General features: G+C 63.0%; 18 protein-coding genes and 1 pseudogene. 11 read left to right on the top strand and 8 right to left on the bottom strand.

Annotated elements, in window-relative coordinates:
* Positions 1-16 precede the first annotated feature (16 nt).
* The 3 genes and pseudogenes from CGL56_RS04745 (at position 17) to CGL56_RS18610 (ending at position 1957) form a co-directional block, all read left to right on the top strand.
* Positions 17-1108, top strand: coding sequence for an alpha/beta hydrolase (locus CGL56_RS04745; RefSeq protein WP_099105324.1), 1092 nt, complete (start codon positions 17-19; stop codon positions 1106-1108).
* A gap of 30 nt (positions 1109-1138) precedes the next feature.
* Positions 1139-1498 (top strand): annotated as a pseudogene (locus CGL56_RS18615) (cupin domain-containing protein); the annotation flags it as partial.
* A 63-nt stretch (positions 1499-1561) separates the two neighbouring features.
* On the top strand, positions 1562-1957 hold the full coding sequence (locus tag CGL56_RS18610; protein ID WP_406603291.1) for a nuclear transport factor 2 family protein: 396 nt from the start codon (positions 1562-1564) through the stop codon (positions 1955-1957).
* A gap of 7 nt (positions 1958-1964) precedes the next feature.
* On the opposite strand, the gene CGL56_RS04735 is transcribed toward CGL56_RS18610, so the two are convergent.
* Positions 1965-2858 carry a helix-turn-helix domain-containing protein gene (locus tag CGL56_RS04735; protein WP_099105322.1) on the bottom strand — a complete coding sequence of 298 codons (894 nt, stop codon included), beginning with the start codon at positions 2856-2858 and terminating at the stop codon, positions 1965-1967.
* Between the two features lie 212 nt (positions 2859-3070).
* Between CGL56_RS04735 and CGL56_RS04730 the strand changes: the two genes are divergently transcribed.
* From CGL56_RS04730 to CGL56_RS04705, 6 genes are all read left to right on the top strand, one after another.
* Positions 3071-4204 (top strand): cupin domain-containing carboxymuconolactone decarboxylase family protein, encoded by a 1134-nt coding sequence (locus CGL56_RS04730; RefSeq protein ID WP_099105321.1) that lies wholly within the window; start codon positions 3071-3073, stop codon positions 4202-4204.
* Between the two features lie 80 nt (positions 4205-4284).
* The gene (locus CGL56_RS04725; protein WP_099105320.1) at positions 4285-4734 is read left to right on the top strand and encodes a hypothetical protein; all 450 of its coding nucleotides are present in this window, start codon (positions 4285-4287) and stop codon (positions 4732-4734) included.
* Between the two features lie 51 nt (positions 4735-4785).
* Positions 4786-5115: a hypothetical protein gene (locus tag CGL56_RS04720; RefSeq protein WP_099105319.1), complete on the top strand. Its 330-nt coding sequence runs from the start codon at positions 4786-4788 to the stop codon at positions 5113-5115.
* Between the two features lie 191 nt (positions 5116-5306).
* A complete protein-coding gene (locus CGL56_RS04715; protein WP_143470613.1) occupies positions 5307-6119 on the top strand; it encodes a hypothetical protein in 813 nt (270 codons plus the stop codon).
* Between the two features lie 98 nt (positions 6120-6217).
* Positions 6218-6919, top strand: coding sequence for a LytR/AlgR family response regulator transcription factor (locus CGL56_RS04710; RefSeq protein WP_099105317.1), 702 nt, complete (start codon positions 6218-6220; stop codon positions 6917-6919).
* Positions 6920-7165: 246 nt separating this feature from the next.
* Positions 7166-8779 carry a T9SS type A sorting domain-containing protein gene (locus CGL56_RS04705; protein ID WP_099105316.1) on the top strand — a complete coding sequence of 538 codons (1614 nt, stop codon included), beginning with the start codon at positions 7166-7168 and terminating at the stop codon, positions 8777-8779.
* 62 nt (positions 8780-8841) lie between these two features.
* Here CGL56_RS04705 and CGL56_RS04700 read toward each other — a convergent pair whose 3' ends face one another.
* From CGL56_RS04700 to CGL56_RS04680, 5 genes are all read right to left on the bottom strand, one after another.
* Positions 8842-9543 carry a T9SS type A sorting domain-containing protein gene (locus tag CGL56_RS04700; RefSeq protein WP_167641477.1) on the bottom strand — a complete coding sequence of 234 codons (702 nt, stop codon included), beginning with the start codon at positions 9541-9543 and terminating at the stop codon, positions 8842-8844.
* A gap of 41 nt (positions 9544-9584) precedes the next feature.
* Entirely contained in the window at positions 9585-11081 is a 1497-nt protein-coding gene (locus CGL56_RS04695) for an SUMF1/EgtB/PvdO family nonheme iron enzyme (RefSeq protein ID WP_099105314.1), read from the bottom strand.
* Positions 11082-11545: 464 nt separating this feature from the next.
* Positions 11546-12244 (bottom strand): T9SS type A sorting domain-containing protein, encoded by a 699-nt coding sequence (locus CGL56_RS04690; protein WP_167641478.1) that lies wholly within the window; start codon positions 12242-12244, stop codon positions 11546-11548.
* A gap of 46 nt (positions 12245-12290) precedes the next feature.
* A complete protein-coding gene (locus CGL56_RS04685) occupies positions 12291-13790 on the bottom strand; it encodes an SUMF1/EgtB/PvdO family nonheme iron enzyme (protein WP_143470612.1) in 1500 nt (499 codons plus the stop codon).
* A gap of 306 nt (positions 13791-14096) precedes the next feature.
* On the bottom strand, positions 14097-15314 hold the full coding sequence (locus CGL56_RS04680; protein WP_099105311.1) for a hypothetical protein: 1218 nt from the start codon (positions 15312-15314) through the stop codon (positions 14097-14099).
* Positions 15315-15415: 101 nt separating this feature from the next.
* Between CGL56_RS04680 and CGL56_RS04675 the strand changes: the two genes are divergently transcribed.
* The gene (locus CGL56_RS04675) at positions 15416-16981 is read left to right on the top strand and encodes a YifB family Mg chelatase-like AAA ATPase (protein WP_099105310.1); all 1566 of its coding nucleotides are present in this window, start codon (positions 15416-15418) and stop codon (positions 16979-16981) included.
* Between the two features lie 4 nt (positions 16982-16985).
* Here CGL56_RS04675 and CGL56_RS04670 read toward each other — a convergent pair whose 3' ends face one another.
* Positions 16986-18155: an OmpA family protein gene (locus CGL56_RS04670; protein WP_099105309.1), complete on the bottom strand. Its 1170-nt coding sequence runs from the start codon at positions 18153-18155 to the stop codon at positions 16986-16988.
* 135 nt (positions 18156-18290) lie between these two features.
* On the opposite strand from CGL56_RS04670, the gene CGL56_RS04665 reads away from it, so the two are divergent.
* Positions 18291-18782 carry a DUF4385 domain-containing protein gene (locus CGL56_RS04665; RefSeq protein ID WP_099105308.1) on the top strand — a complete coding sequence of 164 codons (492 nt, stop codon included), beginning with the start codon at positions 18291-18293 and terminating at the stop codon, positions 18780-18782.
* 3 nt (positions 18783-18785) lie between these two features.
* On the opposite strand, the gene argE is transcribed toward CGL56_RS04665, so the two are convergent.
* Entirely contained in the window at positions 18786-19943 is a 1158-nt protein-coding gene (argE, locus tag CGL56_RS04660; RefSeq protein WP_099105307.1) for an acetylornithine deacetylase, read from the bottom strand.
* Positions 19944-19993: the final 50 nt, after the last annotated feature.

Genomic DNA, 19993 nt, shown 5'->3' with positions numbered 1-19993 from the left:
ACCCAACCGACGATCCATGCCCTACCTGCCCGCCCTCCTGATCCTGCTCCTGACGGTCACCGCCTGCGTCAGCCCGCGGTCCACGACTACGGAGGGAGCAATCCCCCTGGCCCGCCAGGGCACCTTCGCGGTCGGAGGCACGGTGAAGCGCAGCCCGGGCACCTTCGACCCCGTCGCCCACGGGGCCTTCAATCCGGGCAACCAATCCACCGCCGGGCAAACCCTCCACGGCGACCACGCCGCCGTGTTCTACCAGCTGCCGGCCCGGGCCCGTGAGCTGCCCTTGGTGTTCTGGCACGGCTACGGGCAGTCGATGCGGACCTGGCAGTCGACGCCCGACGGCCGCGAGGGCTTCCAGACCATCTTCCTGCGCCACCGCTTTCCGGTCTACCTGCTCGACCAGCCCCGCCGCGGACTGGCCGGTCGCAGTACGGAACCCACCACCATCGCGGCGAATACCGACGACCAGTTGTGGTTCGGCATCTTCCGGCTCGGGGTGGGGACCGAGTTCTACCCCGATGTACAATTCTCCCGCGACCCCGCGGCCCTGGACCAGTTCTACCGGCAGATCACCCCGGATACCGGCCCCCTGAACATCGACCTGAACGTGGCGGCGGTGTCGGCCCTCTTCGATACCCTCGGCGCGGGCGTACTGGTGACCCACTCCCACAGCGGCGGACAGGGCTGGCTGGCCGCCCTGGAAAACGACAACATCCGCGGGATCGCCGCCTACGAACCGGGCAGCAACTTCGTCTTCGCGGAAGACGAGGTGCCGGAACCCATTGAATACGTAGGCGGCACGTTGCGCGCCCGGGGCGTACCCCGCGCGACCTTCGAGCGGCTCACCCGCATCCCCATCGTCATTTACTACGGCGACTACATCCCCGATGCGCCGGTAGATAATCCCGGGCAGGAGCAGTGGCGGGCGGCCGTGGCCATGGCCCGCCAGTGGACGGAGGTGGTCAACGCTCACGGGGGCGACGTGACCCTGGTGCAGCTGCCCGACCGCGGCCTCAGGGGCAACACCCACTTTCCGATGTCCGACCTCAACAACCAGGCCGTAGCCCAGCTGCTGCTCGACTGGCTGGCCGAAAAGGGGCTGGACTGACCTTAGAAAACCTGCTTAAACTATCCGATCATGCTCCGTTTGCTCTGTTTCTTCCTGCTCGCCACTACATCGCTGGCGGCCCAGTCCGACGCCCTCTTCCCGCGGGGAGAGAAGGCCCCGAACGTCCACCATACCGGAGACGTATGGCTCTACCACCCCAGCGATGCCGATGACCACTTCGATTACAACCTGGCGGTAGCCACCTTTGCGCCCGGCGCCAAGCTCGACTGGCACCTCCACCCCAAGGGGCAACAACTCATCATTACCGGCGGGGTGGGGTACTACCAGGAGAGGGATCAGCCGGTACGGGTGGTCCGCAAAGGGGAAACCATTAAGTGTACGCCGGGCGTGGAGCACTGGCACGCCGCCACCCCCGACCATGGGGTGACCTACCTGGCCATCACCGGCGATGCACCGACGGAGTGGAAGGAGCCCGTCACCGAGGAAGATTACCTGGCCGTAGGGGCCAACGCCCAGTCGGCCACCGAAGCCGAGCTGCTGCAGCTGAGCCGCGACAAGTGGCAGTGGATGGCCGTCAAGGACGCCGACCGGCTGGCGGAACTCTTCCACGAGGATGCCATGTTCGTCCACATGGGCGGCAGCTGGGGCAAGGAGCGGGAGGTCGCCATCATCCGCAGCGGTGGCATCCACTACAAGCAGGCCGACGTCCACGAAGCCTCGGTGAAGGTGATTGACGATACCGCCATCCTGCTGAACCGCATCACCCTCCTCGCGGTGGTGGGCGGCAACGAAGTGACCAACCCCTTTGAGGTAACGGAGGTCTACAAGAAAATCGCCGGCGAGTGGAAGCTGGCCGCCCTGTCGTTTACGCGGCTGATGTCGCGGTAATCACCCCCTAGTTCACGTTTCGGTAGGCGTTCGGCGTCTGGCCAGTGACCTTCTTGAACATACGGCTGAAGTGCTGGGGGTACTTGAAACCGAGGTCGTAGGCTACTTCCGAGATCGACTTGCCGGGTTCGAAGAGCCGTTCCTTGGCCAGACTGATGACCTTGAGCTGGATGTGGTCCTGGGGCGATTTGCCCGTTTCCCGCTTGATGAGGTCGCCGAAGTAGTTGGCCGAAAGGTGGAGCCGCTCGGCGAAGTAGTTGACGGTGGGCAGTCCCTCGCTTTCCGCCTGTCCCGACCGGAAGTAGTCGTTCAGCAGGCCCTCGAAGCGGGTAAGCACCCCCTGGTTGGCGGTGGTGCGGGTGATGAACTGCCGGTCGTAGAAGCGGGTGCAGTAGTTGAGCAGCAATTCGATGTTGGTCAGCAGCAGCTGGCGGGTGTGCTGGTCGATGAGCTGGTCCAGCTCGGTGGCGATCTTGCCGAGGCAGTCCTCGATCAGCTCCCGCTCGCGGCTGGAGAGGTGGAGGGCTTCGTTGGATTCGTAGGAGAAAAAGGTGTACTGCGGCATCCGCTGGGCCAGGGGACTACCCGGCAGGAAATCCGGGTGGAAGACCAGGGCCCGCCCCTGGGGCTGGTAGTATTCGTCGCCGTTGTGGCCGATCACCTGACCGGGGGCCAGGAAGACCAGCGTTCCCTCGTCGTAGTCGTAGGTGTTGCAGCCGTAGCGGAGGTCGCCGCACTTCACTTCCTTGAGGAAGACTACGTAGAACTCGAAGCACATCCGCCGTAGTTTCCGCGGGTCGGCCCGGGAGAGGTCGATCATGGCTACCAGGGGGTGCTGGGTCTCCTGGTTGTTGAAGGCGCAGTATTGCTTGATCGTCTCGAAAATTAGAACCTCTTCCATGTCGGCTGCTATGTTTATCCTAAGGTAGCGACTGCCGCTCCGCCAATCCAGCCCTGCTGCGGGGAAACCGTAATCGGGGTAGGCATCTCCGTAATCCGGGTAGGGGAGCGGTTCCGCCCCCGGTGGACCTTTACCCGGCCTGCCGGCGTTGGCAGAAGTGGCCGGCGGCGCGCGGGTGCCGGGATGGCCCCACCAAAAATTGTAATGAAATTATGAGCCTTAAACTTCCCCTCTACCTCCTCCTGCTTTTTGGAACCGCCGGCCTGGTTGGCCAGGTTCCACCCGCCGATGTCAACACCGTCTTTCCCGCCGGACAAATGATCAGCGGGGGCAACTTTACCGGCACCGCCTGGGTGGAAAGGCTGCTGGTCGTGGATGATGAGCAACGCCCCGTGGCCGTGGGCAACGTCACCTTCGCACCCAAGGCGCGCAGCAACTGGCACCACCATCCGGCCGGTCAGTCGCTGCTGGCGCTGGACGGACTGGGTTACTACCAGGAGCGGGGCGGCCCGGTGCGCCTGCTCCGCAAGGGGGAGACGGTGCAGTGCCCCCCCGGCGTAGAACACTGGCACGGGGCGGCCAATAGCCAGTGGTTCGTGCAGCTGGCCATGACGAAGGAGCACCCCGACGGACGGGTGATCTGGGGGGAACCGGTGACCGAGGAGGAATACCACCAGGGTATCGCGGTAGAACGGGCCACCACCGACAGCCTGCAGACAATCAATGACCGCTACCGCCACATTGCCACCGTGGCTTCACTTACCACCCTGGGTGAGCTGGAGCGGTTGCAAGCCGCCCTGGGGGATGCCCTCGACGCGGGCCTCACCGTGAACGAATGCAAGGAAGTGCTCGTCCACCTCTACGCCTACACCGGTTTTCCGCGGAGCATCCAGGGACTGCGTACCCTGATGGCCGCCGTAGAGGACCGGCAGTCGCGCGGTATACAGGACGAAACGGGGCCCGAAGCCGGGGAGGTGAACGATAGCGTATCCCGTTACGAGCGGGGCCGCGCCACCCTGGAAGAACTGATCGGCCGGCCGGTGGAGGGGCGGTCCGACTACGGCGACTTCGCCCCGGTCATCGACGTCTTCCTGAAGGAGCACCTCTTCGCCGATATCTTCGGCCGGGACGTGCTCAGCTACCACGAGCGGGAGATCGCTACTATCAGCGCCCTGAGTAGCCTGGACGGCGTGGCGCCCATGCTGCGCGGCCACCTGGGCATCGCCCTTAATCTGGGCATCACCGCGGAGCAGCTGTCTGAGGTATTGCGGCAGATCGATTACACGGCCGGCCCGGCCGCTGCGGGGGCAGCGCGGGAGGTGCTGCGGGAGGTGGTGGGGCTGTAGCGCCCGGCCGCCGGTGCCGTGCGGAAGTAAGCAAATCCCTCCCCGCCGCGTTAGGAGAATAGATCCAAACCCTCCGGTCCATGAAGCTGCTTTTTCTCCCCCTGTTCTTCCTGGCCCTGCTGCGCGCCGACGGCTGCGATAAGTCCGATGCCGGAACCGCCCCGGCGGTGACCGACTGCGGCACGGAGATCCAGGTGCGGGACCCCCTGCCGAGGCTCACCTCCGATGCCTTCAGTGTGGTGTCCGCTACCGCCGAAGGCAGTTGCCTCACGGTCACCATCTCCGCCACGGGCTGCAGTGCCCAGGCCTGGCAACTCCGGTTGTGGACCGACGGACAGGTGAGGGAAAGCTCCCCTACCCAGACTTCCGCCCTCCTGGTCTTCGACGACGGGGTAGGGGAGAATGAGATGACCTGCCAGGCCATCATCGAGGAAAGCTATCGGTTCGATCTGACCCCCTACCTGGAGGCTGGCAGCCGGCCCACCACCCTGGAACTGACCGGCACGGGCACTACCGTCCGCATCGACTGACCGGAGAACCTGGGCCGCGGCTAGCGGTTAGCATTCCCAAAAAGACGCACCATGAAGCTCAACAAAGCCGCCGAGTCGAAAGCCAAACAACTCATCGAGGCCAATCAGTACGTCAAGGACAGCGACTGGAGCGAGGCCCAGCCCACCACTGAGGACGAGAACGGATACCTGGAGCGCCACAGCTGGAAGGAGTACGGGGAGTGGCACCTGGGCATCCACGAGGACGCCAGCAAGGACACCAAGAGTCACTACGGCTTCCCCTATGGTGATTTCCGGCGGGTGCACTACTCGGGCCTCATCGCCATCAAGCAGCGGGCGGCCCAGCAGAACTACGGCGAAATCGAGAAAGCCGCCAACCGGCTGCTGAAGCTGCTGAACTGATCCGAATGCGGAGCCGCCGCCCACAGAACTGTGTCGTATTTACGCTATTGTGGAGAAAGTGCAGACAACCAGGCGGAATATTAGTTGTTTAGGCTGAAAGGGTTGCACCAAAAGGCAATCCGATTGTTTCATTGCACCTGCGCGCTGCGACCGCAGCAGGGGCAAGCCCAGCTTATTTTAACCTTATGAATATGCACCTCAGTCCCGCCCAGCGCGAGGAATTTACCTACCTGAACGAACGACTTTCCCGGTTTGCGGGCCTGGACCCCACGCGGATGGAGGACGCCTACGCCAATCCGGAGTTGATCGAGCGGTTCATCCGGGAGGAAGGAGCGGAATTGACCGACGCCCAGAAGCAGGCCGTCCGCAATTTCGTGGGGTATAAAAAAGGGCATTTCTATCTGGTCAAGCAATACAAGAAATACGCGGTCCTGCTCCAGCAGAATACCCTCTACGGCGTGGTAGGGGTAGACCAGGCGCCGGCCGAAATGGTCGACCAGGGCCTGCCGGTGTATATGGAAGCGGCCCTGCTGCCCTTCAACGACACGATCGTGATGACCTCCTCGACCGTCTGCGAAAACGGCACCGTCTCCCGCTCGGATATTGAATATGAATTTAAACAGATCAAAGACGTGCGCGGCATAACCGAAACCCTTGACCCCCAGCTGCTGGAAGAGCAGACCTCCCCCGCGGCCCAGGCCGCCGAGCAGGAACTGCGCCAGTACCTCCGCACTGCCGCTACCCGCGAGAAACATGCGGGCGACATCAAGAAGATCCTGGATCAGTACCCCGAGCTGCACGACGTGTACATGCAGATGTACTCCAAGATCAGCGCCCGGACCATCAAGAAAGACCTGAAGGCCTGTGGGGTGCGCGAGCGCCACTTCGCCGTCTACCACAACTCGGTGGTGGCCGTAGCCCCCACCCGAGGTGAACTGCTGGAGCAACTCAGCGACCTGAGCTTCGACGGGGTGATGGGACAGTGCGCCTTGTTCCGCCTGTAAACCAGGCGCCGTTCCGTTTTTCATTGTTGTAACTGGCATTTATGCTGGCTGGGGCCTATTTTCGTGTGGCTTTCACACTATGAATACACACACCCACCATGCACATTCCTGCCACCGCCCTCGTCCTCGAGGGCGAAAAATTCGTCGCCGATAAGGTTACGGAACAACTGGAACACCTGGGCTACGACGTCGTAGCCAACACCTCCCGCGGAGAAGAGGCCGTAGCCCGCTGTCAGCAACAGCCCCCCGACCTGCTGGTCGCCGGAGACCACCTGACCGGGCTGATCGAGGCGGGGGTAGCCCTGCAAATGATTCAGGATGCTGCCCCCGTCCCTACCGTCGCACTCGCCGCTGTGGACAAGGCCGCCGGTACGGTAATGCCCCGGGGGAGCAGCGCCGCCGAACTGGCCGCCTGCATCGCCCGCGCTTTCGGCGTGCCCTCTTGGGATGCCGCCACCGGGCCGCCCCAGGACTACATCCTCAACGAGCGCATCCTGCTGCGGCACAATGAGCGGATGGTCAGCCTCGCCATTGCCGACATCCGCTTTGTGCAGGACTACCGCAACTACTCCAGCGTGTCGGTGCCCGGCGAAACCTACCTCATCGCCATTTCCCTGCCCCTGGTGGAGCACCGGCTGGCGGGCAGTGGCTTTCTGAGGGTGCACCGGGATCTTCTGGTTAACCTGCGCCACGTAACCGAAGCGCGCTACGACGAGCTTACCCTCGACCGGGGCATCACCATTCCGGTGGGCCGCCCCTACCGCCGCCGGGTAAACCGGGAGGTGAAAGTGGGGGTATAGGCGAAAGCTGATCCCCCTACGGGCTTCCCGTTACCGAACTTGCACCCGCGCTCCGCCGGCTGCTACACACGTATTTTCATTGTTTGGACGTTGGTATACCTCCGGGCCGGCTGGCGCGGACCGGACCCGGGCGTGCCCCCGACAAAAGATGGCACGACATCTATTCCCGGATTTTCTACCTTTGGCAATCAGGGGTTTATCCCCGACGGCTTTCTAATCTCATGAAATAACCTAATTCTCACTGCCATGCACTCCCTGTTCAGGAGCCTGGTAAGCGGACTGTTCCTCTTACCGCTGTGCGCTTTTGCCCAAAAAGGTATGCCCGTCGCCCTGGACGACCTGGGTACCTGCAACCTCCCCCCGATTTACAGTGAACACACCTACTCCCGGCCCTATACCTTCCGGGATAAGATCCGGCCGAAGGCCCTGACCTACGCCGTCAACTACCTGACCACCGGCGATACCCTGCAGGGGCGGCCCTGTTCCCCCTGGCCGGATTCGGCAAAGAACGCCTTCGAGTACGCCGCGGCCATCTGGTCGGACGTGCTGCAGAACGACCAGCTGATCAACGTCGACGCCTGCTACTCCCTCGCGATGCCCGGCGGCACCCTGGGTTCTACCTCGCCCAGTCTGCGGGCCATCGGGCCCATCCACGGACGGGATGCGGTGATCTACCCCCAAACGATGGCGGAGCAGCTTATGACGATGCAGTTTCCGGGCGCGGACATGAACGTCTTCATCAATGGAAATTTCGCCCCTAATTTCTACTTCGGAACCGACGCCCTGCCGCCGGCAAACAAGGTGGATTTCGTGACCCTGACCCTCCACGAAATGGGCCACGGCCTCGGCTTCCTCGGTACGGCCCGGATCGACGACGGATCGGCCGCCACCGGCACCGAATGCGATGGGGTAGCCGGAAACGGTTGCCTGGGCTATTACTTTTCGGCCAACAGCCAGCCGGCCACCTACCACCCTTCGATTTACGATATGTTCGTGGACCTGGGGACCGACACTTCGGCCCTTACCAGTCTCCTCCCCAATCCGGGGGCGGGGATGGCGGCCGCCCTGAAGGGGGACAGCGCTGGACTTTTCTTCGATGAGACCAACCTTGCGGCCTACCAGAGCGGAACCGGGTCGTATCAGCTGTACACCCCCGCAACCTTTCGGCCGGGCAGCTCCTTCAGTCACTTCGCCGACCCCAGTGAGGCGATGTACTACGCCCTCTCCTACGGGAACGCCGTCCACGATGTAGGCATGGCCGCTACGGTACTTCACCACATGGGATGGCCGGAGGCGGGTGCCGGGCTTCCGGTGGAGTGGCTGGCCTTCTCCGGAGCACCCGCCGAGCGGGGTATCCTGCTGGAGTGGGCCACGGGCACCGAAACCGACAACGCCGGGTTCACCGTGGAGGTGAGCCGTAACGGCGGTTCTTTTGTGGCCATCGGTCGGGTGAACGGGCAGGGAACCACCCGCAGTCGGTCGGACTACCGCTTCCTGGACCCCCTGCCGGCCGCCGGTGATAACCATTACCGGCTGCGGCAAACCGACTTCGACGGACGGGAATCCTTCAGCGAAGTCGTCAGCGTACCCTTTACGGTGGCGGCCAGCCACGTGAGTGAGGTGTACCCCAATCCGGTCCGGGCCCGCCGGGCGTCCATTGATTACCTCAGCGACGCCACCCGCACCGTATCCTTGAGCCTGCTTGACGCGGCCGGCCGGAGGCTGCAGTACCGGGAACATCCCCTCCAGGCCGGCGCGAACCGCCTGGAAGTGGACCTGTCGGGCTTACCCTCCGGCCTGTACCTGGTGCGGCTGGGGGACGGGCGGCAGCCGGTCCACCGACGCGTGATCGTCGAATAACCAGACAAAAAAAGGGGAGTGCAAGTACTTGCACTCCCCTTGCTCGTTTCCGGAAAGTGGTTCTACCGGGCCAGTCCTACGATGAGGCGGCTGGTCTGTGATCCGGTGGTGGGCTGGCTGAGGCGCAGCAGGTAGGTGCCGGCGGGCAGCTGGTCGGCCAGTGGTACCTGCAGGTAGTCGCCGGCGGTGCCACGGAGGTTGCGGGTGGCCAGGGTGCGACCGGCGGCATCGAGTACCTCCAGCAGCAGGGGTTGGGTAGCGTCCAGCGACTGTACTTCCACGCCTACGGTGCTTCCGGTGCTGGGGTTGGGGTGGATGGCGAAGGCCAGGGGCTCCTGGTCCTCACCGCGGTTTACCTCTACCAGTTCGGAGTATGTGAAAGAACCGTCGAGGTCCACCGACTTGAGGCGGTAGAAGGCGGAGCCGCGCAGGGGAGCGGCGTCGACGAGCTGGTAGCTCAGTTCGGTAGCGCTGGCGGAGGTTCCCGCGGCGGAGACCCGGCCTACGGGGCTGAAGGATTTGCCGTCGGCGGTGCGCTCGACGAGGAAGTGGCTGGTGCCGGACTCGTCGATGGTGGACCACTGCAGCTCAACAGTTTCCCCTTGGGGGGTAGCGTCGAAGCTGAGGAGGGTCAGGGGGAGTTGGGCTTGTCCTTCCGATCCACTGGCGGTAGCACCGCTGCCGAACCCGCCCACAAATTGAGCTTGGGCAGGCACAGACAGGATAAGCAGGGAAAGCAAAGTGATAGTATAGCTGAAGCGCATGGGCTTGTTGATTTTTGAGGGGTGGGGGTGGGGGAGCAACATTACAGGCCGCGGACGCCGCGGAACTGCAGCCAGTAGGGGCGGAAGTACTCGTCGGACAGGGCGTTGGTCATGTAGGTACGGTCGGAAGTCTTGAGGTATTCCTCATCGCTGTTGCTGTGACCGCCCCGGATGCCGATGCCGTTCTGGGTCTGGGGCCAGGTAGGTACGTCGGCGTAGCCCGTTTCGGGGAGGAAACCGTTGCCGTGGCGGTTGGTGAAGGCCCGGCCGTCGGCGTGGGTGACGCTGATGACGCCCTCGGCCTGGTTGCCGGAAAGCTCCATGTTGCCGTAGTAACCGGCTCCACTCCACACGCGGGTAGTTCCCAGGTCAAGGCTGCCGGAAAAGATGCCGGACCGCATCGGGCCGAGGCCGAACCGGGTGATGGAGGTGGTCTTTTCGTAGGCGGCGTAGCCCTCGTTGGGGTTGAGCTTGGTGAGGTTGGTCAGGATTTCCCGGGGTTCGTTAGGCAGAGAAGGCAGGAACTTCCACTTGGCAATCTCGTCGGTACCCCAAGCAAATTCGGCCCGGATGGGGGAGAGGGGGCCGCGGCACAGTTTCTCAAACTCCAACTCGGTCATGGGGCGCAGTCCGGACCAGTCCAGGTAGGCCATCATATCGCTGATGGAGACAAAGCCCACCGGTACGTGGGGGGCGGTGGTGGTAGCGTCCTGACCGGATTCGGGGTCGTAGGAGATGCAGTTGCGGGCCAGGCTTTCGTCGGTATTCTTGCCCGTCACATCGGTGATATCGTGTACGGCCTTCTGGGCGGGCGTCAGGGTGTTGAAGAAGTCGACGTACTGCTGCTGGGAGAGTTCGTACTTCATGGCGTAGAACGGACGGAAGCCCTTGGGAAAGGCGGCGGGGATGGGGCCGGAGATGTCGGAGCCAGTGGTGTCCACATCCCGGTAATACAGGCTGTGGGGATCATCCAGAACCGGAATGGCATTCGAAGAGGTAACCCGGTAGGGGTCCGTTTTACTGGGGTGTCCACCCTCAAAGAACATATTTACCTCTTTACCCTTGTGTCCACTGCCGAGGTAGAAGGAACCACCCGGTACGTAGACCATTTCGACGCCGAAGATCTTGAAGTCCATGATCTCGATCAGGTCGATGCCGTTGGCCGCCAAGTTCCACCGCAGTTGGACCTGGGAGTATTTGGCGGTGCCGGTCATGGGCGAAGCTGCGTAGATCATGGCACCGGTTCCGTCCATCACATCCACCACGGCACTGGCAGGGCCGCGACCGGTGGAGAGCATCAGGTGCTGCCAGTCGCCCTCACCCGCGGTGCGGTACTTGGCGAAGACCCAGGCCGCGTCCCAGTTGTTGGGGGCGGAGGTGGTACGCCAGGCGTTTTCCCACCCAAGATTGAAAGTGAGGACGGCAAAGTCCCGGTTGTCGGCCGCGTAGTCGACGCGGAGGTCGACAATCTGGATGTTGTTGCTCAATAAGGTACTGCACGGCAATAGCAGGCAGACGAACAGGTAAAATTTTACCATTTTAAAGAGGCTGCGCCTCGCTGTCCTGGGTAAAGCAACATTGACCGAACGTCGTAAAATCGAAAACGCAAATATGGTTCAGGTCAATAATGCAACATCATTACGTACTGCCTAGCCAGCAGCTGCCGCAATGAAGTACCCTGGAAAGCCAGGCTGATTCTTGAGGAAAAAGTGGTTCAATGATCACTCCCGCAAAAACGGGGCGATGGTGTCTGGTTTTAAAGCAAAAAATGTCTCGAAAACTATACTTAAAACGGGGGGGTGTTAAGTGAATTGCGCGGTAACGTTCTTTTTAACGAAAAAATTATGGGCGCGCTGGCAAATTTATTTTCCGGCAGGATTTTGCCGGAATCGGTCGGGGGTGGGCTCCACCTGACCGCTCCCAAATAGAAAAAGGGAAAGTGTCGCCACTTTCCCTTTCCTCTACCCCGCAGCAATAGTTGCGGGCACCACAATAGTGGCAGTTATCTGGATTGACCTACGATGAGTCGGCTGGTCTGGGAGCCGGTCGAAGCCTGGCTCAGGCGCAGGAAGTAAGTGCCGGCGGGCAGCCGTTGGGCCAGCGGCAGCTGGAGGTAGTCGCCTGCGAAGCCCGTGAGCTGCCGGGCCATCAGCCGGCGGCCGGAGGGGGCGATGACTTCCACTAGGAAAGGCTCGTTCGGGGCGATGGCCTCCACCGCTACACCGATGGCGTCTCCGGTGGTGGGATTGGGCCGTACGCTGAAGGCGAGGGGGAGGTCTTCCGTAGCGCGGTTCACTTCCACCAGGTCGGAGTAGGTGAAGGATCCGTCAAGGTCAACCGACTTCAGTCGGTACAGCGAGCTGCCGGCCAGGGGGGCGGCGTCGGTCAGCTGGTAGGAGCGGGTGAGGCCCAGGGGCGACATACCGGCGGCGGAAACGCGGCCTACGGGCGTGAAGTGGCTGCCGTTGGTGGTGCGTTCCACCAGGAAGTGGGAGGTGCCGACTTCGTGGATGGTCGACCATTCAAGGACAACCTCCGCATCGGCGGGGGTGGCGGTGAAGCTGAGCAGCGTGAGGGGCAGCTGGGCTTGTCCGCCGTAGTCGCTGGCGGTGGCACCACTCCCGAATCCACCCACGAATTGGGCCCACACGGGGGTGACGGTGAACAGGGCGAGGAGCAGAAGGAGGGGGCGGAGGTTCATGGGCTTACTGATTTCTTTGGACATGATGTGATAAGGGGTCAGTGAGTTACAAGCCCCGTACGCCCCGGAACTGCAGGTAGTAGTGACGGGTATACTGGTCGGTGTCGGTGAGGGTGGTGGTGGTGCGGTCGGCTACCTGGAGGGCATCCTCCTTGGAGCCGTTATGGCCGCCCTTGATGCCAAAGCCCTGCTGGGTCAGGGGCCAGGTGGGCACGTCGGCGAACCCGGTCTCGGGAAGCACGCCATTGCCGTGGCGGTTGGTGAAGCCCCGCCCGTCGGCGTGGGTTACGCTGATGACGCCCTCGGCCTGGTTGCCCGAAAGCTCCATGTTGCCGTAGTAACCTGCTCCGCTCCAGACGCGGGTGGTTTCGCTGCCCAGGCTGGCGGAGAAAATCCCCGAGCGGAGGGGCCCCGTGCCGTATTTGGTGGGCTTCGTAGTCTTTTCGTAGCCGGCGTAGCCGCTGTCGTCTTTCAGCTTGTTCAGGTTCACCAGGAGTTCACCGGAGCTGTTGAGTGCCTCGGGCTCGAATTTCCACTTGGCAACGTCGTCGGTTCCCCAGGCGAATTCAGCCTTCACGGGATCCTGCGGTCCGCGGCAGAGCTTTTCGAACTCCATCTCCGTCATGGGGCGCAGTCCGGCCCAGTCGAGGTAGGCCATCATGTCGCTGATGGATACGTGGCCCACCGGGACGTGGGGTGCAGTGGTGGTGGCATCGCCTCCAGTCAGGTGGTCGTAGGTAATGCAGTTGCGGCTGTCGACCGCGTCGGTGTTTTTGCCCGTGGCGCCGGTGACGTCGTGGACCAACTTCTGAACCGGAGTGAGGGTGTTGAAAAAGTCGACGTACTGCTTCTGTGACAGCTCGTACTTCATGGCGTAGAAGGCGCCGTATCCCTTGGGAAATGCAGCCGGGATGGGGCCAGCGAAGTCGGCGCCGTTTCCTGCCTTGTCATCGTAGTACAGCATGCCGGCCTGGTCGCCCACGGCGATTTCATCGGCCGAGGCTACGTAATAGGCGGGGCGGTCCTTTTTGTCGCCGGCGGCGTAGAACTTGTCGGTTTCCCTGCCCTTGTCCGGACTCCCGAGCCAGAAAGCGCCCTCGGGGACATAGACCATCTCAACGCCGAACACCCGGAATTCCAGGTCCTCGATCCATTCCACGCCGTTGGCGGCGAGGTTCCACCGCAGTTTGGTTTGGGCGAAGGAAGCGGGGCCGGCCGTTTCACCGGCGGCGTATACCATGGCACCCGTGCCATCCATAACGTCCACGGTGGCACCGGTGGGGGCCGGGGTGTCCTCGGTCAGGACGATGTGCTGCCATTCCCCGTCGGCCCCTACGCGGTATTTGGCGAATACCCAGGCAGCGTCCCAGTTGCCGGGGGCGGTGGAGGTGCGCCAGGAGTTTTCCCAGTTGAGGTCGAAGGTGAGGAGGGCGTAGCCCGGGTTGCCGGACTCGTGGTTGACCCTCAGGTCGTGGATCTGGATGTTGTTGCCCAAAAGGACACTACAACAAAGGAAGCTGAAAAACGCGAAGTAAAGTTTTGCCACTTTCGGGATTTTGGCTCCTCATCCCCCGGCAGTCAAGGACACGCCGGTACCACATAAAATGGTGCTGTTCGGACTGCCGGAAAGCAGCCGCAACGGAATCAACAATCAGGAGGATCAGGTTTATTCGTGAGAGTAAAAAAGCACAGGAGCCAACCTATCTGCGTAAGTCAATTCCCTGGCTCCTGAAGCAATTACATGCCACGGAGGAGATGCCTAGAAAACGGGGGCACCCTGTTGAAATTGTGGGCGAACGGCTTTTAATCCCCTGGGTTTACCTTTAGCTACATTTTCAACCGATTTTACGACTCACTCTACCCTCCCTAATTGCATGATTTGGACGTCCTGGGTGTCCAATCCGAGTTTTTCCAGTAGGGAGCGGTAATTACCCGCGGCGTGGCGGGCGGATTCCGGCGAAGGGTAGCGGGCTCCGGTGGTGATGGCTACGGTATTTGGGCCCGGGGCGTCTACGAGGCAGACCGTCGACAGTTGCTCCTGTCCCCGCATTCCGGCCGCGGCGAGTTGCTGTAGGCGTACCTCGGCCTCGGGGGTGGGCAGCAGGGCATCGACCACTACGTAGGTGGGGGTATTCGCTTCCACGGTGGGGCAGTCGGGGGCGGCAGGCGCGGGTGCCGGGGTGGATGGCCCAAGGTCCGTGGGGACATCCTGGGCCGGCCCCTCAAGATCGATGTCCGCCGGAGTACGGAATCGAGGATCGGCAAAGGGGTCGGGTACTACCGGGCCGTAGTTTTCCTCGTAGACCAACAGCATGAGCAGCCCCGTCAGCGACAGCAGCAGGGCGATGTTAAGAAAGCGGCGGCGGTTCTGCCGCCGCTCGGCGGGGGTAGCGCCGTAGGCGGGGCGGCGGCTGATTCCGTCCAGGATCTCCTGCTTGCGCCCGTAACGGGAGAGGTAGTCGTTGAAAACGTGCCGCGGCCGGGGGATCTGCTTCAGGGAAAGCCGGCCCCGGGCGTCGACCACGATCAGGCCTACGCCGTTCTTGCGGCATTGCTGCAGGAGGATGCGGTACTCTGCGGGGTTCACGAAGGTGTCTTCCCCCACGGCGATCCAGCTTTCGTTGGCCGGATAGCGCCCCAGTTGCTCGATCGCGGAGATGGAGCGGGCAAACCGCAGCCGCAACCAGGTCACCACGGCGGTGATGAGCACGGAGCCCAGGAGAAAGACGGCCAGCAGCAGCAGGGTATTCAGGGCGTTGAAGTACCACTGGTAGCCCAGCAGGGCAGACAGCCCCACCAGCAGGGCCAGACTAAGCAGTCGGCCCGTCCATTCGGCGCGGCCCCGGTGGACCTTCAGTTTCAGCTGGTGAATGGTGTTGCGGCTCTTGGCCTCTACCACCACCACGTAGGGGCTCGACCGGGTGCGGAGGAACGCCAGCAGCACGTCGGCCCGCTTCAGCCGGGTGTACACCTCCGTGCTCACGTAAGCCGACCGGCGCCGGTAATGGTCGCCGTTCAGGCGGTCGGCCACCGCATGCTGGATGAACTTTTCGGTCAGGGGAGTTGCCATGGGGCAAAGGTAGATGAAATAAAAAGTATAAAAAACTGGTTTGTGCCAACAAAAAGGCGTATTATCGTAGCGGATGAAGCGTGCTGCCAACGCAGCAGCTTATGTTAGTAAAGTCATTCGCCAGCGCCGTACAGGGCGTGGATGCCCGTTCCATCATCGTAGAAGTTAATGCCGGGGGGCAGGTTCCGGAGAACAAGCCCTGGTATAATGTTATTGGCCTGCCCGACAACGCCATTCGCGAGGGCAGCTACCGGGTAGAGACGGCCATCAAGAACAGTAAGTTCAGAAACCTGCGGGTCCGTACCGTCATCAACCTGGCCCCGGCCGACGTCCGCAAGGAAGGGGCGGCATACGACCTGCCCATCGCCGTGGCCTACCTGCGGGCCACCGGACAGATTTCCGGGATACGGGCCGATGGCCTCCTCATGATGGGGGAGCTCTCTCTCGGCGGCGAAGTGCGGCCGATCAAGGGCGCCCTGCCCATGGCCATCCAGGCCCGCCGGCTGGGCTACCGGGGCATGCTGCTGCCGCAGGAGAACGCCCGCGAGGCCGCCATCGTCGACGGCATCGAGGTGTACGGGGTATCAACCCTGCGGGAGGCGGCCGACTTCGTGTCCGGAACCCGGTCCTTGGAACCGGTACGGGTGGATACCCGGGAGGAGTTCTACCGCGACCGGATGTCGTTCGACGTCGATTTTTCCGACGTCTGCGGGCAGGAGAACATCAAGCGGGCCCTCACCCTGGCCGCGGCCGGCGGCCACAACGTCATCCTGATCGGACCGCCGGGAGCGGGAAAGACCATGCTGGCCCGGCGGTTGCCCACCATCCTGCCGCCCATCACCCTCCGCGAAGCCCTGGAGACCACCAAGATCCATTCCGTCGCGGGGGTGCTGCCCGAAGATGCGGCCCTGATCACCCGGCGACCCTTCCGGGCACCCCACCACACCATCAGCGACGTAGCCCTGGTCGGGGGCGGCAGCTTCCCCAGTCCGGGGGAGATCAGCCTGTCCCACAACGGGGTCCTCTTCCTCGATGAACTGCCGGAATTCAAACGCAGTGCCCTGGAGGTGATGCGGCAACCCATGGAGGAAAGGCGCATCGTCATCAGCCGCGCCCGCATCACCGTGGAGTTTCCCTCCGGCTTCATGCTCATCGCGAGCATGAACCCCTGCCCCTGCGGCTACTTCAACCACCCCGAAAAGGAATGCGCCTGCCCACCGGCCCTGGTGAAGCGCTACCTGAACCGCATCAGCGGACCCCTGCTCGACCGCATCGACCTGCACGTGGAGGTGACGCCGGTCCCCCTGGAAAAACTCGCCGACCCCGCCAGCCATCGGGGAGAGGGGAGTGCCGCCATCGCCGCGCGGGTGCAGGCGGCCCGCGCCATCCAGGAGCAGCGGTTTAACGGGCACACGGCCATTTACTGCAATGCCCAGATGCCGAGCCGCATGGTACGCGAACAGTGCCGCCTATCCGCCGCCGGCAATCAACTGCTGAAAACGGCCATGGACCGGCTGCAACTCAGTGCCCGGGCCTACGACCGTATCCTGAAGGTGGCCCGTACGGTGGCGGACCTGGATGGTAGTGCGGACATCGCCACCCACCATCTCGCCGAAGCCATCAATTTTCGCAGTCTGGACCGCGGCAGCTGGGGAGAAAGGCGGTAGGCCGCTACCGGCTCTCCCTCACCTTGAGGATCTTCACCTCCACCCGCTGGTTTCTCTCGTTGCACTCCGGGGTGTCGGTGATGCACACCGGCCGGCTCTTGCCGTAGCCCCGGGGCAGCATTTGGGAGGTGCCGATGTTGAGGGAGTCGAGGTAGTCGATCACCGCCACGGCCCGCTCCTCGCTCAGGCGGGTGGCGAAGACGGGGCCGGCGCGGTAGCTGGCGTGTCCGCCGATCTCCACCACCACGTCGGTGTTGGCGCGCAGGAAATTGGCGATCTCCTCCAGGGCGGCCTGGCTTTCGCCTTCGATCTCGGCGCTGTTGGCCTTGAACTTGATGTTTTCGATGGAGAATACCTGACCGATCTTCAGCTCACCGCGGGTCTGGCCCAGCTTGACCACGGGAGCGGAAGGCTTGGCCGCGGGGGGTGAGGTAGTAGAACGGTTGGGACGGGGAGTGGTAGCCGGGGGACGGGCCGGTGCCGGGGTGGGTCGGGTTTCCGGGGTGGTAGCTGCTACGATCTCGGGTTCTTCCCAGAGGTCCTGGTCGCAGGCCACCGGTTCCAGGGGCCGGATGTTGTCGAGCAGCACGTTTCCGTTGTACGGGAAGAGGATGGGGGTCTTGTAGTAGGCCTCCAGCATCAGGTGGGTGTAGTCCTGCTGGGGCTTCAGTTTGATCCGGTACTCCCGCCAGGTCTGGCTGGTGATGAGGGGGCTCTCTCCAATCACCCGGCCTACGTCACAAACGTCGAATCCGCCGCGGATGCGCAGCTTGATGGGGGTGTCGTAGTTCTCGTCGTTGTCCGTCAGTCGGCTCTTCGAGAGGTAGCGCTCGGAGCGCGCCAGGCGGATGTTGAACTCGTAGCACTGTCCGGCCTTCATAGGGGCGCTCATGCGCTGGCTGACCCGCTCGTAGGTGTCGTTGTCGCGGGTCACCATTCCCAGGTAAGTGTAGCCGTCCTGGGCCGGTTTGTCGACCTTGAACAGCCGCATGGGGTCGGGCTGGATGTCTACCGCCGATTCGCCGGGGAAGCCGCAGTCGAACCACCCCTTGGGTGCCGCCGCTACCCGGGGCATATCTTCGAAGGAGGGATTCGTGAGCAGGATGGTTCCATCGCTCTGGGCCGGCAGGGCTACGGTCAGTATCAGCAAAAGCGGCAGGAAAAGATTGTACATCACGTGTCAGTTGTGCCGGCCGGAAGATGAATTGCCCGCGAAAGGCTCCGGCGTATCCATAGTATTCTAAGTAACGCTCCAATCAACAAATTGGTGCAAAAATTCTGTTATAGCCCCGGGGCCACACCCGTCAAGATGCGAAAATTCGACTACTCCCTGGATTACGGCCAACTGGACCTGCGCGCCCACCCGGAACACTACGCCATCGGCCGGGGGGAGCAGGGCGTGCTGCTGGTCGAACCCTACAAGTCGGAGCTCCTGCCCCTGTGGCGCTTCCGCGATCCGGAAGTGGCGCGTACTTCCTCCGAGGCCATTTACGCCCGCTTTCTGGAGTACCTGGAAGCGAACGACTTTGTGGGCGCCGACATGGCGCGCAAGTTCCTGCAGATGGGGTATACCCGCTCCCGCCGCTACGCCAACTATCCCGGCGGCAAGAAGTACAAGGGGCCGGTGCCGGACGACAAAAAGGGGCAAAGCGGCGCCCACGGCCGGGAACAACATGAGCGCGGCGAGGAAGACCCGATCAAGGCTGAGTCCGCCCGCATATTCAAGGCCCGTTGGGAGGACGCCAAGAACCACCCCGAATACCAACGGCAGAAGCGGGAGTTCCGGGAACGATACGGCTGAAGACTATTCAGTGGCGGATAATTCCTCCGCCAGAGCCGCGATCATGGCGTCGCAGCGGTCGAGTTGCTCCCGGGCCACGAACTCGTTGGCGCGGTGGGCCTGGGCGATGTCGCCGGGGCCGCAGATGACGCTCGGGAATCCCGCGTTGGAGAACTGCCCGGCCTCCGCGGCGTAGGCTACCGTTCCCGTTCGGGAGTTGCCGCTGATCCGCTTGACGAGGTCGACGATGGGCGCGTCCTCGGCGGTGTCCAGGGGCGGCACCGGCGGGTGGAAGGGGAGGTGGGTGATGGAGAATTCCGGGTAGACCGTCCGCCGCAGCTCCTCCCGCTGGCAGCAGAAGGCTTCGAAGTCGGCAAAGATTTTCGCCGCGTCGTCCAGGGGGATGTTCCGGTAGTCCCACTCGAAGCGGCACTCGTTGGCGATGATGTTGAAGGCCGACCCCCCGGCGATCTTGCCCACGTGGATGCTGGTGTGGTTGGGCGAGAAGCGGTCGTCGGTGCGGCCGGCCTCGATGAGGCGGTGCATCTTGTCCTCCAGCCACAGGATGAGGTGGGCCGCTTCGTGGACGGCGTCCACCTCGTCGCGGATGCGGCTGCTGTGGCCCTGGCTGCCCCGCACCACGGTGGTATACACCATGATGCCCTTCTGCCCGACCATGGGCTGCATCATGGTGGGCTCACCAATGATCGCCCCCGCGGGCCGTTCGGTGTAGTGGTCGCGGATGGCTCCGGCGAGCAGGTCCCCCGCCCGGCAGCCCACCTCCTCGTCAAAGCTGAAGGCGAAGTAGACCGGGCGCCGCAGCTCCGCGACCCGCAAGCGGGGCACGGCCGCCAGGCAACTGGCCAGAAACCCCTTCATGTCGCAGCTCCCCCGGGCGTAAAGCTTGTCGCCCCGGGGCGTCAGCTCGAAGGGGTCAGTATCCCAGGGCTGGCCCACGGTGGGTACCACGTCGGTATGTCCGCTCAGGATGATGCCGCCGTCGGTAGCCGGACCGATGCGGCAGTGCAGACAGGCCTTCTCTCCCGTTTCGTCCGGCACCAGGGTGTACTCCACCCCCTGGTCCCGGAGGTAGTCCGCGATCCAGCGGATGATCGACAGGTTGCTCTCTCCGCCGAGGACGGGAAAGGCGACAAGGTGGGAAAGGATTTCGGTGGTGGTCATGTACGAGGTTATTGGCGGGGTAACAAAGCAACGAATATTCCCGGAACCCG

Source organism: Neolewinella marina (assembly GCF_002631205.1).
Taxonomy (GTDB): domain Bacteria; phylum Bacteroidota; class Bacteroidia; order Chitinophagales; family Saprospiraceae; genus Neolewinella; species Neolewinella marina.
Note: the sequence above shows the minus strand (reverse complement) of the source record. Positions and strands in the feature narration are given on the sequence as shown.

What these genes read in the sequence shown, in the direction of transcription:
- CGL56_RS04745 (WP_099105324.1), top strand. Translation starts at nt 17, where the DNA reads ATGCCCTACCTGCCCGCCCTCCTGATCCTGCTCCTGACGGTCACCGCC.
- CGL56_RS04735 (WP_099105322.1), bottom strand. Translation starts at nt 2,858, where the DNA reads ATGGAAGAGGTTCTAATTTTCGAGACGATCAAGCAATACTGCGCCTTC.
- CGL56_RS04730 (WP_099105321.1), top strand. Translation starts at nt 3,071, where the DNA reads ATGAGCCTTAAACTTCCCCTCTACCTCCTCCTGCTTTTTGGAACCGCC.
- CGL56_RS04725 (WP_099105320.1), top strand. Translation starts at nt 4,285, where the DNA reads ATGAAGCTGCTTTTTCTCCCCCTGTTCTTCCTGGCCCTGCTGCGCGCC.
- CGL56_RS04720 (WP_099105319.1), top strand. Translation starts at nt 4,786, where the DNA reads ATGAAGCTCAACAAAGCCGCCGAGTCGAAAGCCAAACAACTCATCGAG.
- CGL56_RS04715 (WP_143470613.1), top strand. Translation starts at nt 5,307, where the DNA reads ATGCACCTCAGTCCCGCCCAGCGCGAGGAATTTACCTACCTGAACGAA.
- CGL56_RS04710 (WP_099105317.1), top strand. Translation starts at nt 6,218, where the DNA reads ATGCACATTCCTGCCACCGCCCTCGTCCTCGAGGGCGAAAAATTCGTC.
- CGL56_RS04705 (WP_099105316.1), top strand. Translation starts at nt 7,166, where the DNA reads ATGCACTCCCTGTTCAGGAGCCTGGTAAGCGGACTGTTCCTCTTACCG.
- CGL56_RS04700 (WP_167641477.1), bottom strand. Translation starts at nt 9,543, where the DNA reads ATGCGCTTCAGCTATACTATCACTTTGCTTTCCCTGCTTATCCTGTCT.
- CGL56_RS04695 (WP_099105314.1), bottom strand. Translation starts at nt 11,081, where the DNA reads ATGGTAAAATTTTACCTGTTCGTCTGCCTGCTATTGCCGTGCAGTACC.
- CGL56_RS04690 (WP_167641478.1), bottom strand. Translation starts at nt 12,244, where the DNA reads ATGAACCTCCGCCCCCTCCTTCTGCTCCTCGCCCTGTTCACCGTCACC.
- CGL56_RS04680 (WP_099105311.1), bottom strand. Translation starts at nt 15,314, where the DNA reads ATGGCAACTCCCCTGACCGAAAAGTTCATCCAGCATGCGGTGGCCGAC.
- CGL56_RS04675 (WP_099105310.1), top strand. Translation starts at nt 15,416, where the DNA reads ATGTTAGTAAAGTCATTCGCCAGCGCCGTACAGGGCGTGGATGCCCGT.
- CGL56_RS04670 (WP_099105309.1), bottom strand. Translation starts at nt 18,155, where the DNA reads ATGTACAATCTTTTCCTGCCGCTTTTGCTGATACTGACCGTAGCCCTG.
- CGL56_RS04665 (WP_099105308.1), top strand. Translation starts at nt 18,291, where the DNA reads ATGCGAAAATTCGACTACTCCCTGGATTACGGCCAACTGGACCTGCGC.
- argE (WP_099105307.1), bottom strand. Translation starts at nt 19,943, where the DNA reads ATGACCACCACCGAAATCCTTTCCCACCTTGTCGCCTTTCCCGTCCTC.